Annotated in this window: 12 protein-coding genes and 1 pseudogene; 1 reads left to right on the top strand and 12 read right to left on the bottom strand. The window is 70.5% G+C overall.

The features are described from left to right. Positions 1-14 precede the first annotated feature (14 nt). The 9 genes and pseudogenes from ACLLJJ_RS38135 to hpnC form a co-directional block, all read right to left on the bottom strand. Complete coding sequence (locus tag ACLLJJ_RS38135; protein WP_434600638.1) at positions 15-1,412, bottom strand: aspartate aminotransferase family protein; 1,398 nt, start codon at positions 1,410-1,412, stop codon at positions 15-17. Beyond that, a pseudogene (locus tag ACLLJJ_RS38130) lies at positions 1,409-1,930 on the bottom strand (transketolase C-terminal domain-containing protein); the annotation flags it as partial. The gene ACLLJJ_RS38135 and the pseudogene ACLLJJ_RS38130, both read right to left, overlap by 4 nt. A gap of 263 nt (positions 1,931-2,193) precedes the next feature. Continuing rightward, complete coding sequence (hpnH, locus tag ACLLJJ_RS38125) at positions 2,194-3,216, bottom strand: adenosyl-hopene transferase HpnH (RefSeq protein WP_434599297.1); 1,023 nt, start codon at positions 3,214-3,216, stop codon at positions 2,194-2,196. Positions 3,217-3,221: 5 nt separating this feature from the next. Further along, on the bottom strand, positions 3,222-3,872 hold the full coding sequence (locus tag ACLLJJ_RS38120; protein ID WP_434599296.1) for a 1-hydroxy-2-methyl-2-butenyl 4-diphosphate reductase: 651 nt from the start codon (positions 3,870-3,872) through the stop codon (positions 3,222-3,224). Then, entirely contained in the window at positions 3,869-5,863 is a 1,995-nt protein-coding gene (gene shc, locus ACLLJJ_RS38115) for a squalene--hopene cyclase (RefSeq protein WP_434599294.1), read from the bottom strand. The genes ACLLJJ_RS38120 and shc overlap by 4 nt, the downstream gene beginning before the upstream one ends. Positions 5,864-5,952: 89 nt before the next feature. Next, positions 5,953-7,047, bottom strand: a complete 1,095-nt coding sequence (locus ACLLJJ_RS38110; RefSeq protein WP_434599293.1) for a polyprenyl synthetase family protein — start codon at positions 7,045-7,047, stop codon at positions 5,953-5,955. Beyond that, on the bottom strand, positions 7,044-8,447 hold the full coding sequence (hpnE, locus tag ACLLJJ_RS38105; RefSeq protein ID WP_434599292.1) for a hydroxysqualene dehydroxylase HpnE: 1,404 nt from the start codon (positions 8,445-8,447) through the stop codon (positions 7,044-7,046). Before hpnE ends, ACLLJJ_RS38110 begins: the two co-directional genes overlap by 4 nt. 127 nt (positions 8,448-8,574) lie before the next feature. Beyond that, on the bottom strand, positions 8,575-9,513 hold the full coding sequence (hpnD, locus tag ACLLJJ_RS38100) for a presqualene diphosphate synthase HpnD (protein ID WP_434599291.1): 939 nt from the start codon (positions 9,511-9,513) through the stop codon (positions 8,575-8,577). Between the two features lie 26 nt (positions 9,514-9,539). Further along, positions 9,540-10,442 (bottom strand): squalene synthase HpnC, encoded by a 903-nt coding sequence (hpnC, locus tag ACLLJJ_RS38095; RefSeq protein ID WP_434599290.1) that lies wholly within the window; start codon positions 10,440-10,442, stop codon positions 9,540-9,542. 301 nt (positions 10,443-10,743) lie between these two features. Between hpnC and ACLLJJ_RS38090 the strand changes: the two genes are divergently transcribed. Further along, positions 10,744-10,950: a hypothetical protein gene (locus ACLLJJ_RS38090; RefSeq protein ID WP_434599288.1), complete on the top strand. Its 207-nt coding sequence runs from the start codon at positions 10,744-10,746 to the stop codon at positions 10,948-10,950. On the opposite strand, the gene ACLLJJ_RS38085 is transcribed toward ACLLJJ_RS38090, so the two are convergent. The 3 genes from ACLLJJ_RS38085 to ACLLJJ_RS38075 form a co-directional block, all read right to left on the bottom strand. Further along, positions 10,947-11,741, bottom strand: coding sequence for an ABC transporter ATP-binding protein (locus ACLLJJ_RS38085; RefSeq protein WP_434599287.1), 795 nt, complete (start codon positions 11,739-11,741; stop codon positions 10,947-10,949). The genes ACLLJJ_RS38090 and ACLLJJ_RS38085 overlap by 4 nt on opposite strands. Continuing rightward, a complete protein-coding gene (locus tag ACLLJJ_RS38080) occupies positions 11,734-12,669 on the bottom strand; it encodes an ABC transporter permease (protein WP_434599285.1) in 936 nt (311 codons plus the stop codon). Before ACLLJJ_RS38080 ends, ACLLJJ_RS38085 begins: the two co-directional genes overlap by 8 nt. 94 nt (positions 12,670-12,763) lie before the next feature. Next, positions 12,764-13,609 (bottom strand): glycosyltransferase family 2 protein, encoded by an 846-nt coding sequence (locus ACLLJJ_RS38075; protein WP_434600637.1) that lies wholly within the window; start codon positions 13,607-13,609, stop codon positions 12,764-12,766. Positions 13,610-13,612: the final 3 nt, after the last annotated feature.

Below are 13,612 nucleotides of genomic sequence, written 5' to 3'. Positions count from 1 at the left end.
TTCCGTCGCTCCGGCTACCGGTTGGCGACCGCCTGTTTCACCAGTGTCCTGCCGAAGTCCCACATGAGGCCCCCGCCGCTGTGCGCGTCGTCCATGACGGCGGTGAAGGCGTCGACGAAGCGGTCGACCTCCTTCTCCCCCACGGTCAGCGGCGGAATGAGTTTGATGACTTCGAGGTGGTCGCCGGAGACCTGAGTCAGGATGCGGTGCTTCTGGAACAGCGGTACGACGACCATCTGCGCGAAGAGTCCCTTGCGGGCCGCCTGCAGCATCGTCCAACGACTGCGCAGCTTCAGCGAGTTCGGCCGGCCGAACTCGATGCCGATCATCAGCCCCCGGCCGCGTACGTCGTGCAGCAGCTCGTAGCGGTCGACCAGGGCGGCCAGTCGCTCCCGCAGCAGATCACCGACGCGCCGGGCGTTCGCGACGGTCTCCTCGTCCTCCATCACCGACAGAACGGCGAGCCCCGCGGCCATGGCCTGGGCGTTGGAGCCGAAGCTGGCCGAGTGGACGAGCACCCGGTCCATCGACGAATAAACCTTCTTGAAGATCCAGTCCTTGCCGAGGGTGGCCCCCACCGGCACATAGCCTCCGGAGAGCGCCTTGGCGACGCACAGCAGGTCCGGCTCGACGCCCTCCTCGTGCTGGTACGCGTAGAAGTCGCCCGTCCTGCCCAGGCCCGTCTGGACCTCGTCGGCGATCAGCAGCGCCTTGTGCCGGCGCAGCAGCTGCTGCGCGGCGAGCAGGAACCCGGGCGGGGACGCGTGCACGCCCTTGCCCTGGATGGGCTCGACGACGAAGCCCGCGACGTCGCCGCGTTTCAACTCCCGCTCCAGGGCTGCCAGGTCGCCGAGCTCGATGGCGGTGTCGGGCAGCAGGGGCGCGAAGCCGTCGCGGAAGCCCGCCTCGCCGTTGACCGACAGCGAGCCGGTCGTCAGGCCGTGGAAGGCGTGCGTGCAGTAGAGAATTCTGGGTTTCCCCGTGGCGTACCGGGCGAACTTCAGCGCGGTCTCGACGGCCTCGGTGCCGCTGTTGCCGAAGAACACCCGGTCCAGGTGCGGGCTGTGCGTGAGCAGTTTCTCGGCGAGCAGTCCGGGCAGCGGCTGACAGTCGAAGCGGGTCAGGTCCGCGAGCGAGGCGTCGAGGACGTCGTGCAGCGCCTTGCGTACGACCGGATGGTGCCGGCCGAGGCCCATCACACCGAAGCCCGCGAGCATGTCGAGATAGTCGTTGCCGTCCGCGTCCCAGAAATACGCGCCCTCGGCCCGTTCGTAGACCTTGTCGAAGCCGATGGTGTGCAGCATGCGCGGCAGTTGGTGGTTGAGGTGCCGTGCGTGCAGCTCGTACCGTTCGGCGCCACGCTCGGCCAGGAGCGTCGCCAGATCGAACCCCTTGGGCCCGTCGTCCGTCATGGGCCGGTCTCCTTCACCAGTGGGGCCTCCTTGGTCGCCAGGGTGGCGCCGATGTGGCCCGCGATCTCTACGGCGGTGAGCCCGATGTCGGCCAGCACCTCGCCGCGTTTGGCGTGTGCCAGGAACTGCTCGGGGATGCCGTACGTCCGCAGGGGTACGTCCACGCCCGCGTCGCGGAGCGACTGCCCGACGGCCGAACCGACGCCGCCACTGCGGCTGTTGTCCTCGACTACCGCGACGAGGCGGTGGCGCGCGGCGAGGGGGGCGAGCTGTTCGTCGACGGGCTTGACCCAGCGCGGGTCGACGACGGTGCACCCGATGCCCCGGCCCGTCAGCAGGTCGGCCGCCTGGAGGCAGACCGGCGCCATGGCGCCGACGCAGACCAGCAGCACCTCGGGGTCCTCGGCCCGGTGCAGCACATCCATGCCGCCCACCCGGTCGATCGGCTCGATCGCGGGGCCCACCGACTCCTTGGGGAAGCGCAGCACGGTCGGGGCGTCGTCGACGTCGACGGCCTCGGGCCTCGTCCTGCTCGGCGGCGGCGTATCCGCGGCCCTTCTCGTCAATCTGACAACCCGAAGCCGTCAACTCCGCGATCTGCTGCAGCGTCGCCCCAATGTCCGACGTCCGCGTCGTCGTCATCGACTGCACCGAAACAGGCGCATCCCCGCCAACCGCCACCGACCCGACCTGGATGCGCCGCGAAGTGCGGCGCACCGCCAGCGGCCGGGCCGGCAGCTCGGGGAGCCCCAGTACGACGGGCTCACCAACGGTCATCACGTCACCCGCGGTTTCCCGAGACGGTCTCACGCACCGCACGCAGGGACTCCTTGAGCGAGCCCATCGTGGCGAGCACGGCCGTCGGCTCGTAGCCGCAGTGCGCCATGCAGTTGGCGCAGCGCGGGTCCTTGCCGCGGCCGTACTTGCTCCAGTCGGTGTCGTCGACGAGCTCCCGATAGGTGGGGACGTATCCGTCGCTCATCAGGTAGCAGGGCCGCTGCCACCCGAAGAGCGAGTAGTTGGGGATCGCCCACGCCGTGCACGGGAAGTCCGCCTTGCCCTCCAGGAAGTCCAGGAAGAGCGGCGAATGGTTCAGGCGCCAACGGCTCCTGTTGCCGCCCGAGAAGGCCTTCTTGAAGAGTTCGCGGGTCTGCTCCACGCCGAGGAAGTGCTCCTGGTCGGGAGCCTTCTCGTAGGCGTACGCGGGCGAGATCATCATCTCGTCCACGTGCAGGTCGTCATTGAGGTAGTTGAGGACCTCGATGATGGTCTGCGGAGTATCGGTGTTGAAGAAGGTGGAGTTGGTGGTGACCCGGAAGCCGAGCCTCTTGGCCTCCTTGATCGCCTCCACCGCCTCGTCGAACACCCCCTCCTTCGCCACGGATTCGTCGTGCCGCTCACGCAGCCCGTCGATGTGCACCGCGAAGGCGAAGTAGGGCGAGGGGGTGAATTTCTTGATCTTCTTGCGCAGCAGCACCGCGTTGGTGCAAAGGAACACGTACTTCCTCTTCGCCACCAACTGCCGCACGATCTCGTCGATCTGAGGATGCATCAGCGGCTCGCCACCCGCGATGGAAACCATCGGGGCGCCGGATTCCAGCACCGCGCCCACGGCCTGGGCCACAGGCATGCGCTGCTTCAGCACCCCGGCGGGGTGCTGGATCTTTCCGCAGCCCTCGCATGCGAGGTTGCACGCGTAGAGCGGTTCGAGCTCAACGATGAGCGGGAACTTCTCTCGCTTGCGGAGCTTCTGTTCAAAGAGGTATGTCCCGACCCTGATGGTCTGACGAAGCGGCATGGCCATCTAGCTCACCTCCTGGGGAGCAGCAAAGAACGGTGCCATTCATGAAAAGCCGGTAGGACGGCGCGGAGAACACGAAAGGCTGATATTCCACTCCGGACCGTCCCAATGCGGACGAGCTCATGCTCTGGAGCGTCCACGACCACCCGTACGGCCGCAACCGGGCGCGGCCCCGCGCGCAGAGCGCTCCACAGCGTCGCGGCGGATTCCATGTCCACCGCGATTGCTCCCGTGGCCCGCAGATCGGCCCGTTCCGCGCCGCGTACGACGTGGTCGGAGCCGACCAGCGGGCCGGTGTGTACGGTGCGCCCGGGCACCGCTCTGGCCAGTGCCTCCGCGAGCAGCGCATGGCCCGTGCAGGCCGTGCTGCCGCGGAAGTCTCGGGTCTCCTCGGCGACGATCAGGTCCCCGGGGTGCATCCCCGGCGCGAGACCGGCGCAGAAGCCCGCCGCGATGACGGCCGTGCCCCGGTCCTGGGAGCTGCCGAGCATCCGGGTGACGGCCGCTTCCGCGGCCCTGGGCCCCATGCCCGTACGGAGCACGGTCACGGGCCCCGGCGCGCCCCCGCGGTGGCCGCCGCGCAGGGCGAACCGCTCGATGCCCAGCGCGCAGGCGATCAGCAGGGGTGTGGGTGCGTGGGGCGCGCCGAGGTCGGTCATCGGCCCCCCTCGCGCAGGTCGCAGAAGGTGGGCTCCCCATGGACGTACCGCCCGAGAGCGGTGAGCGGGAAGACCTGCCGGTAGAGGTTGTAGTTGATGGAGAAGTCCCAGGGGAAGCCGGTGCCCGTGAAGTACGGCTCGTCCCAGGACCCGTCCTCGCGCTGGGTCTCGGCGAGCCAGCCGACGGCCCGCTCGACGGACTTGCCGTCCCGCTCCCCCGCCGCGAGCAGCGCGAGCAGCGCCCAGGCGGTCTGTGACGCGGTCGACGCGCCGCGCCCGGCCCACTCGCTCTCACGGTACGAGCGGAGGTCCTCGCCCCACCCCCCGTCGTCGTTCTGGACGGATTCGAGCCAGCCGATGGCGCGCCGGATCGCGGGGTGGGCCTCGGGCAGCCCGGCCGCGGTCAGCGCCGGCACCACCGACCCTGTCCCGTATACGTAGTTGACGCCCCAGCGGCCGAACCAGGAGCCGTTCGTCTCCTGGTTGGCGAGCAGCCATTCGATGCCGCGCCTGGTGCCCGGGTGGTGCGCCTGTCCCTCGATGGCCAGCATCTCCACCACATGCGCGGTGACGTCGGCGGACGGCGGGTCGATGACCTCGCCGAAGTCGCAGAAGGGCAACCGGTTGGGGAACGCGCTGGTGTTGTCCGCGTCGAAGGCCCCCCAGGCGCCGTTCTTGGACTGCATCCCGAGGTTCCAGCGGACCCCGCGGTCGATGGTCGCCTCCATCCGCGCACGGTCCGGGTGGGCGACGCGGCGCAGCGCGAGGACGACTTCCGCGGTGTCGTCGATGTCCGGGTAGTTGTCGTTGTGGAACTCGAACGCCCAGCCGCCCGGTTCGAGTCCGGGCCGGCGCACGGCCCAGTCGCCGGGGCGCACGATCTGCTCGGTCATCATCCAGTCGGCCGCCTTGACGAGCGCCGGGTGACCGGCGCCCACACCCGCGTCGGCGAGCGCGATGGTGGCCAGGCAGGTGTCCCAGACCGGCGACTGGCAGGCCTCGACCATGCGGGCGCCGTCCTCGCGCCATACCGCGAACCGGTCCAGGGACTCCAGGCCGGCGCGCATCACCGGGTGGTCCAGGTCGTACCCGAGGAGGTGCAGCGCGATCAACGAGTACACGGCGGGCGGCTGGATGCCGCCCCAGCAACCGTCGTTCTCCTGCCGCTCGACGATCCAGCGCGCCGCGCTCTTCATCGCCGCGCCGCGCAGCAGACGCGGAGCGAACCGGTGATAGACGTGCAGGACCTTGTCGAGCCGCTGGAACGCGCCGTCCCAACTGGTCGGCGGCGCAAGGCGCCTGGGCGGGTTGGGCACCCGCGGATTGGTGTGCAGCTCGTCGATCGCGAACGGCGCGGCCCGCACCGGGCGCTTGGCTGAGACGACCGTCAGCGGCACGATGGTCTGCCGGGCCCAGCAGCCGAAGTCATAGATGTTGAGCGGCACCCACTTGGGCAGCAGGATCAGCTCGGGCGGCAGCTCGGGCAGGTCGTCCCACTTCCACCAGCCGAACAGCGCCAGCCAGATCCGGGTGAAGACCCGGCTTGCCGCGATGCCGCCGTGCTGCCTGACCCAGGCGGCGGCGCGCGCCATGTGCGGGTCGTCCGGCAGGTCACCGGCCAGTCGCAGGGCGACGTACGCCTCGATGGTCGTGGAGAGTTCACCGGGACCGCCCTGGAACGTGGCCCAGGTGCCGTCCTCGCGCTGCTCGCCTCGGATGAACAACGCGGCGGCCTGGACGGTCTTCTCGTCCTGGATGCCGAGGAACTGACGGAGCAGCAGATCCTCGGCGTCCATCGTCACGTTGGTTTCGAGGTCGCCCTTCCACCACCCCTGGGCATCCTGCGCGGCGAGCAGATGCTCGACCGCCCGATCCGTGGCCCGCCGCGCGGCGTCAAGGACGTCCGCGGTGGCGGCGGGTTCGGTGGTGTGGCTGGCCGCGGCTGCCCCGGGCCCCATGGCCCCGGTGCTTCCGTCGGTCGTCGCTGTCATGGCTTCCCCTCCCTTGCAGTTGGTCATCTGCTGTGCTGGGGGTCCGGGAGGCTAGGCCCCGGAGAGAGCGGTTATGAGCCGGGGGGTCATCATCTCTTCCGTACGACGACGAAGTCCGCGAGCGCGGTGAGCTGCGCCCGTACCTGGTGCGGCATGTCGACGCCGTCGAGTGCCTCGATCGCGACGGCATGCTGCCTGCGGGCCTCCTGGGAGGTCCACCCCCGGCCGCCGGCCTCTTCGATGAGCGCCGCCCTGACGGCGAACTCCGCCTCGGAGAAGCTGTCGAAGTCGTTGCTCTTGGCGTCGGCGGCGAGCAGCTCACCGAGCTGCTCGGAGGCCGGGCCGCCCGCGGCGAGCGCGGCGACGACCGGCAGGGACTTCTTGCGCTGACGCAGGTCGCTCCAGGTCTGCTTGCCGGTGGCCACCGGGTCGCCCCAGATGCCGAGCAGGTCGTCGACGGCCTGGAAGGCGAGACCCAGGTGGTAGCCGTACGCCTCCAGGGTGTCGGCCGTCCTGTCGTCGGCGCCGCCGAGGACCGCGCCGATGGAGACCGCGCAGGCGAGCAGCGCGCCCGTCTTGTTGCCCTCCATCTCCAGGCATTCCTCGACGGTGACCCGCTCGCGGTGCTCGAAGGAGATGTCCTGCGCCTGGCCGTCGATCAGCTTGCGGCTCGCGGTGGTGAGCCGGCGCGTCGCGCGCCCCGCCTCGACGGTGCCGATCTCCAGGAGCACCTCGTTGGCGAGCGCGAAGAGCGCGTCGCCGACCAGGATCGCCTGGGCCGGGCCGTGCACCTTCCACACGGTGTCGCGGTGGCGGCGCTGCTCGTCGCCGTCCATCAGGTCGTCGTGCAGCAGGGAGAAGTTGTGTACGAGCTCCACCGCCACGGCGCCGGGCACACCGGTCTCGGGCGTCGCGCCCGCGGCCTCGGCGGAGAGCAGGGCGAGCGCCGGGCGCACGGCCTTGCCGCCGTCGCCGTCCGCGGGCCTGCCCTCCGCGTCGATCCACCCGAAGTGGTAGGCCGCGACGGTGTCCATGGGCGGCGCGAGCCGGTCCACGGCGGCCTTCAGCACCGGCGTGGACAGGGTGCGGCCGCGCTCCAGAAGCGCGGCGATGTCCACCGTGGTGTTGCCAGCCGGATTCACCGGGGTCACAGGCTCTCCTCTTGTTCCAATACCAGTGCTCATGCCGCCTCCTGCAGCGGATGTACATGGGGGCGGCCGAGTTCGGAGAGCGCTGCGCCCGCGGCACTGAAGCCACTGCGCACGGCGCTCTCCATGGTTGCGGGCCATCCGGTGTCGGTCCACGCGCCGGCCAGGTAGAGGCCGGGGGCGTGGGTACGGGCGCCGGGGCGCAGCCGTCCGACGCCGGGGGTGGGGGCGAACGTCGCTGTCCGCTCCCGGGTGACGAAGAAGTCGCGCACGCCGGCACCGCGGGCGGCGGGCAGCAGTCGCTCCAGCTCGGGGAGGTACCGGGCGCGCAGGGTGGCGACCGGCTCGTCGATCTCGTCCTGGGCGGCGGACTGCGACAGGGCGAGGTACTGGCCGCCGCCGCGCAGACCCGAGGCGTCCGTGCGGTCGAAGACCCACTGCACGGGGGTGCCGAGCGCGGCGAAGAAGGGCCGGCGCAGCACCTTGCGGTCGTATACGACATGGATGTTGAGGATCGGCGCGGTGTCGATGTCCAGCAGCTTGCCCGGGTCGTCGAGTGCGCCGTCGGGCAGCAGCGCGTGGGTCTCGTGCTGGGGTACGGCGAGGACGACGGTGTCGGCCTCCAGCTGCTCGCCCTCCGCCTCGACGGTCCAACGGCCGTCGCCGGTACGGGAGACGGCGCCGACCTTGGTGCGCAGTTCGGTGCGTACGCCCGCGGAGTCGAGTGCCTTGCGGGCGAGCGTGTCGTGCAGGTCGCCCAGTGGTACGTGCGACCAGCCGATGTCGGCGGCGCCGGGCTCGGAGAGCAGCCCGGTCTTGAAGACCATCGCGGCGAGCCCCATCGAGGCGTGCGGCGCCCGCGCGTTGAGCGTGGCGACGCCGACCAGGTCCCAGAGCGCTTCGATGGCCCGCTCGGACTGGCCGTGGCGGCCGAGCCAGGTCGCGAAGTCCACGCCGTCCAGCGCCGGATCGGCCGGGTCGAGCTGCTTGAGGGCGAGGGCGGCGCGGCCCACGCTCGCGCGTTCGGCGAGGGAGAGGTGCGGATACGTCGCGAGGCCGGCGGCCAGGTGCAGGGGGACGGGCAGATCGGTGCGGCGCAGGCGGCCCAGCCTGGGTCCGGAGGCCCGGCCGACGTCCAGTACCGGCACGTCGAGGCGTCGTTGCAGCGGGGCCAGCTCCGCTCCTTCGACGCGGTCGAGGAACCAGCGGTACGCGGTGCAGCAGCGCAGATAGACATGCTGCCCGTTGTCGACGGTGAGCTCGCCGCGGCGGAAGGAGAACGCGAGGCCGCCCAGGCGCGGGCGGCCCTCGAGCAGTGTCACGCGCATGCCGGCGTCGGCGAGCTGGAGCGCGGCCGTGACACCGGCCAGGCCCCCGCCGACGACGACGGCGTGGGCCGGCGCCCCTGCGGGCGCGGTCGGCCTGCTGTCTGTCATGCGCCCTCCCCCTGTGCCGCGCCGCCGGCGTACTCATGGCGGGCCGTCGCAGTCAGGGACGCGTCAGCGCACGGCAGGGTTGCGCGCCGCTTCTGCTCGTTCGTCCCTCTGGCCGCTTCGCAGCACATCAGACACGCCTCCTGGCGGTCTGCCGGGAAACGTTCCGGGCGTCGAGGCCGGAGAGGCCGCGCACCGCGACGTACGCCTTCTCGCGGCCGGGCAGCGAGACCCGTCCGCGCAGTACGGCCTCGGGGTCGCGCTCGATGCGGTCGAGGAGCCGCCGGTAGATGCCGGCCATGGCGGCGACACAGGCTCCGCTGCGCCGGTCGAGCAGGGGCAGCAGCCGGTAGCCCTCGGCGAACAGGGCGCGGGCCCGCCGGACCTCGAAGTGGATGAGGCCCGCGAAGTCGGAGCCCTCGGGGGGCGTCGAGCTGTGGAACCCGGCGGAGCAGCCGAACTTGGCGAGATCGTCGGCGGGCAGGTAGGTGCGCCCGTTGTCCGCGTCCTCGCGCACGTCCCTGAGGATGTTGGTGAGCTGGAGGGCGAGGCCCAGCGTATCGGCGTACTCGGGGGCGCGTTCCGCCCCGCGTGCGCCGGTCTGCGGGCCGAACACGCCCAGCGAGAGCCGCCCGATGGCGCCCGCGACGCACCGGCAGTAGACCTTGAGGTCGTCCCAGGTCTCATAGGTCTCGCCGCGAACGTCCATGAGGACGCCGTCGATGAGCTCGTCGAGGCCACCGAGCGGGAGCGGGAACCTCCGTGCGGCGTCGGCGAGCGCCACCGCCACGGGGTCGGTGTCGTCCTCGTCGACGGCATCCGACCGGACCCGTCCCAGCAGGGTCCGGGTGTCCTCCAGCCGCACCTGCTTGACCTCGGGCGCGAGCGGACCGTCGCCGATGTCGTCGACGCGCCGCGAGAACGCGTAGAGCGCCGACATCGCGTGCCGCTTGTCCGTGGGCAGCAGGCGGATGCCGTACGCGAAATTGCGCGCCTGTTGTCCCGTCACGGCCTCGCAGTAGCTGTATGCGGCGAGTACCGGTGCGGACACCTGTGCGGTTTCCTCCATGATCCGGCTCACCCCTCTCTTCGGTCTCATCGCCAGACAGCTCCCACTGCGCGCAGCAGGCTGAGCTTGGTGGGCTTGGGTGGTCCGGGCAGTACGTCGTAACCGGCGGCCGCGACCGCCGTGAGGGCGGCACGTCCGCCGGCCACGAAACCGGCGAGCAGCAGCTTGAGTCTGCCGTGGACGCTACCCACCAGGGGGGTGCCTTCATTCAGAAGGCACCCGGCGCGTTCGGCTTCGAATGCGACCAGAGCGCGCACCGATGCGCCGGCGCTCGGAGCGGCCAGGTCGGCCTCGGTGACGTGGAAGCGTGCCATGTCGTCGGCGGGGAGGTAGATCCGGTCGCGGCCGAGGTCCTCGCTGACGTCCTGGAGATGTTCGACGATCTGCAGCGCGGTGCAGACCGCGTCCGAGTGCCGGATGCGCTCGGGGCTCGAGGTGCCGGTGATCGCGAGGACCAGCCGGCCCACGGGGTTGGCGGACAGTGCGCAGTACGCGAGGAGTTCGTCGTACGTCGCGTAGCGCCGCACCACCTGGTCCTGCCGGTTGGCCTCGATGAGGCCGAGGAAGGGCTCGGGGGTGAGGTCGCAGCGCCGCACGGTGGGGACCAGCGCGCGCAGCAGCGGGTGGCGCGGGCCGTCCCCGGCCGTCGCGAAGACGCGGCGCAGGTCGGCCTCGAAGGCGTCGAGCATCACCGGGCGGTCGTCGGCCTGCGCGGCATCGAGGCCCAGCAGGCGGGCGTCGGCGCCGCCCGGTGCGAGATCGCCGTCGCCGATGTCGTCCACCAGGCGCGCGTAGCCGTACACGGCCATCAGGTCGTCGCGCCAGGCGCGCGGCAGGAAGAAGGGGGCCACCGGGAAGTTCTCGTCGGCTGCCTTGGAGAGGGTTTTGCGCGTGTGGGCGTCGGAGCGCCCGTGCCTGACTCCGGTCATCGCGGGCTGCCGGGCGCGGGAACGGCGGAGGCCTCGCGGAGCCGGAGGGATTCCATAGCCATTGCCGTCACAGCTCCCGTTCTACACTGCCGATCCAATACATCCCATTTCGGACACGCCGCCGGTCCTCGCGAGTGGCGGACCACCTCTCGACCGGGGCCCGAGGAGGTATCGCCCCACTTGCCGCGAATCAGCACCGTTACAGCTTACGTTGTACAACGCTCAGCACCATGTCGGGGTGGAGCGCGCATTACAAGACGGCACCGATCAGTCCCAACCTTCCCCAAGCGGGCCGGAGTTGATGATTCCGGGGCGTTACGCCGCGACGCGGGTGCTCGGCCGCCACGCCTGGTACGCGCCGCGCTCCCTGCGCAGGCTGCACGCGCGCGTCGGGCTCGATGAGGCCCCCGGCGCCCCAGGAGCGCTCGCACGCCGGGGTGTGAACGCGAGTGAGCCCCCGCCGGATGTGTTCGGCGGGGGCTCACTGCTGTGCGGGGAGGCGACCTAGCGGCCGGTCTCCTTCTCGTACGCCTTGATGACCTCGTCCGTGGGGCCGTCCATGAGCAGCTCGCCCTTCTCCAGCCACAGCACGCGGTCGCAGGTGTCCCTGATCGACTTGTTGCTGTGACTGACCAGGAAGACCGTGCCGGCCTCCTTGCGGAGCTCGCGGATGCGCTGCTCGGAGCGGATCTGGAACTTGCGGTCGCCGGTGGCGAGCGCCTCGTCGATCATCAGTACGTCGTGGTCCTTGGCCGCGGCGATCGAGAACCGGAGCCTCGCCGCCATGCCGGAGGAGTACGTGCGCATCGGCAGGGTGATGAAGTCGCCCTTCTCGTTGATCCCGGAGAAGTCGACAATCTGGTCGTAGCGCTCACGCACCTCCTCGCGCGTCATGCCCATCGCCAGGCCGCCGAGGATGACGTTGCGCTCACCGGTCAGGTCGTTCATCAGGGCGGCGTTCACGCCGAGCAGCGAGGGCTGGCCGTCCGTGTAGACCTTGCCCTGCTCGGTCGGGAGCAGGCCCGCGATGGCCCGCAGCAGGGTCGACTTGCCCGAGCCGTTCGACCCGATCAGGCCGATCGCCTCACCGCGGTAGGAGGTGAAGGAGACCCCGCGCACCGCGTGCACCTTGCGCACGCCGGGCGACTCGCGCTTCCCGCCGCGCACGATGCGGCTCAGCGCCGCCGTGGCGCTGCCCCGGCCACCGGCTCCGCCGTTGACGCGGTACACGATGTGCACGTCGTCGGCGATGACCGTGGGGATGCGTGCCGGATTCTTGTCGTTCGAGTCATCAGCCACGGCCGTAGCGCTCCTCAGCCTTCCAGAAATACACGAAGCCGACGACGCCGAGGACGATCGCCCAGCCCAGCGCGACCAGCCACACGTGCGGGGGCAGGTTCGAGCGGCCGTACCCGTCGATCAGAGCGAAGCGGATGAGGTCCATGTAGACCGCCGCCGGGTTCCACTGGAGCGCGTCCGTGACCCAGGGCGGTACGTCCTTGTCGGCCAGCATGATCGGGATGCTGAACATCACGCCGGACGCGTACATCCACGTACGCATCACGAAGGGCATCAGCTGGGCCAGGTCGGGCGTCTTGCTGCCGAGCCTGGCCATGATGAGGGCCAGGCCGATGTTGAAGACGAACTGCAGGGCCAGCGCGGGCAGGATCAGCAGCCAGGACAGCGAGGGATAGCTGCCGAACGCGACCACGATGATCAGCAGCACGATCATCGAGAACAGCAGCTGCTGGAGCTGCTGGAGGGCGAACGAGATGGGCAGCGAGGCCCTCGGGAAGTGCAGCGCTCTGACCAGCCCGAGGTTCCCGGAGATCGCCCGTACGCCGGCCATCACCGAGCTCTGAGTGAAGGTGAACACGAAGACGCCCGTCACCAGGAACGGGACGAAGACGTCGTGCGGAATACCTCGCTTGGAATCCAGCAGGATGCCGAAGATGAGGTAGTACACGAGCGCGTTCAGCAGGGGGGTGGCTACCTGCCACAGCTGGCCGAGCTTGGCCTGGCTGTACTGGGCGGTCAGCTTCGCCTGGGAGAAGGCGAGGATGAAGTGCCGCCTGCCCCAGAGCTGACGGACGTAGTCCATCAGCCCCGGTCGGGCGCCGCTCACCGACAGGCCGTACTTGACGGCGAGCTGCGCCGGGGTAAGTGCGTCGTCGGGAGACGGCGGGGCGCTGGTCGCGACCGCGCCGTCTTGGGTTGTCTCACTCACAAGTTGAAACTTTCGTGTTCAAGATGCGCAGGCAGTGGGGGCGCAGGCTCTGGCGGCAGTCCGCGTACGCCCAATGCTTTCAGACCCGAGCTTGTCAGACGACAGGAGGTCGTCCCAGCCGGGTCAGGCGCCAGACGGTACGCCACTTCATCGGACGGCGGGGTCCCGCGGAAGTCGTCCACCCTTCCTTGAAACCGCCGAACCATGCTTTCAGCGCGGGTCCCGAGGGCCGTCGCGCCAGCGTGAGCAGCAGCCACACGCCGAGGTAGACGGGGACCAGGGGGGCGGGCAGATTGCGACGCGCCAGCCAGACCCGGTTGCGGGCCACCATCCGGTGGTAGACGGCGTGCCGGGACGGCGCGGTCGTCGGGTGGTACAGGACCATGTCCGAGCGGTAGTCGATCAGCCAGCCGGCGTCGAGCGCCCGCCAGGCCAGGTCGGTCTCCTCATGGGCGTAGAAGAACTCGTCGGGCAACCCGCCGACCTCGGCGAAGACCTTCGTGCGCACGGCGTTGGCGCCGCCGAGGAAGGTCGTCACGCGCGAGGAGCGCATCGGGTCCGCGGCGCGCAGCCGCGGCACGTGGCGCCGCTGCGTCTCCCCGGTGTCCGGGTCGGCGATCCGGAAGCTGATGATGCCCAGCTCCGGGTCGGCGGCGAACGCCTGGCGGCACAGCTCGGCGGTGTCGTTGTTCGGCAGCAGACCGTCGTCGTCGAGGAAGAGCAGCACGTCGACGTCGGCGCCCGACGGACCGAACGCCTCGATGCCGACGTTACGGCCGCCGGGGATGCCCAGGTTCTCGGGCAGCTCGACGGTCCGCGCGCCCGCGGGGACGTCCGGCACGGGTGCGCCGTTGCCGACCACGACGACCTCGACACGGTCGCCGTCCTGCTTGGCCACCGAGTCCAGGAGGGCACGCAGCTCGTCGGGGCGGTTGCCCATGGT

The organism is Streptomyces sp. A5-4 (assembly GCF_051131715.1).
GTDB lineage: Bacteria > Actinomycetota > Actinomycetes > Streptomycetales > Streptomycetaceae > Streptomyces.
Note: the sequence above shows the minus strand (reverse complement) of the source record. Positions and strands in the feature narration are given on the sequence as shown.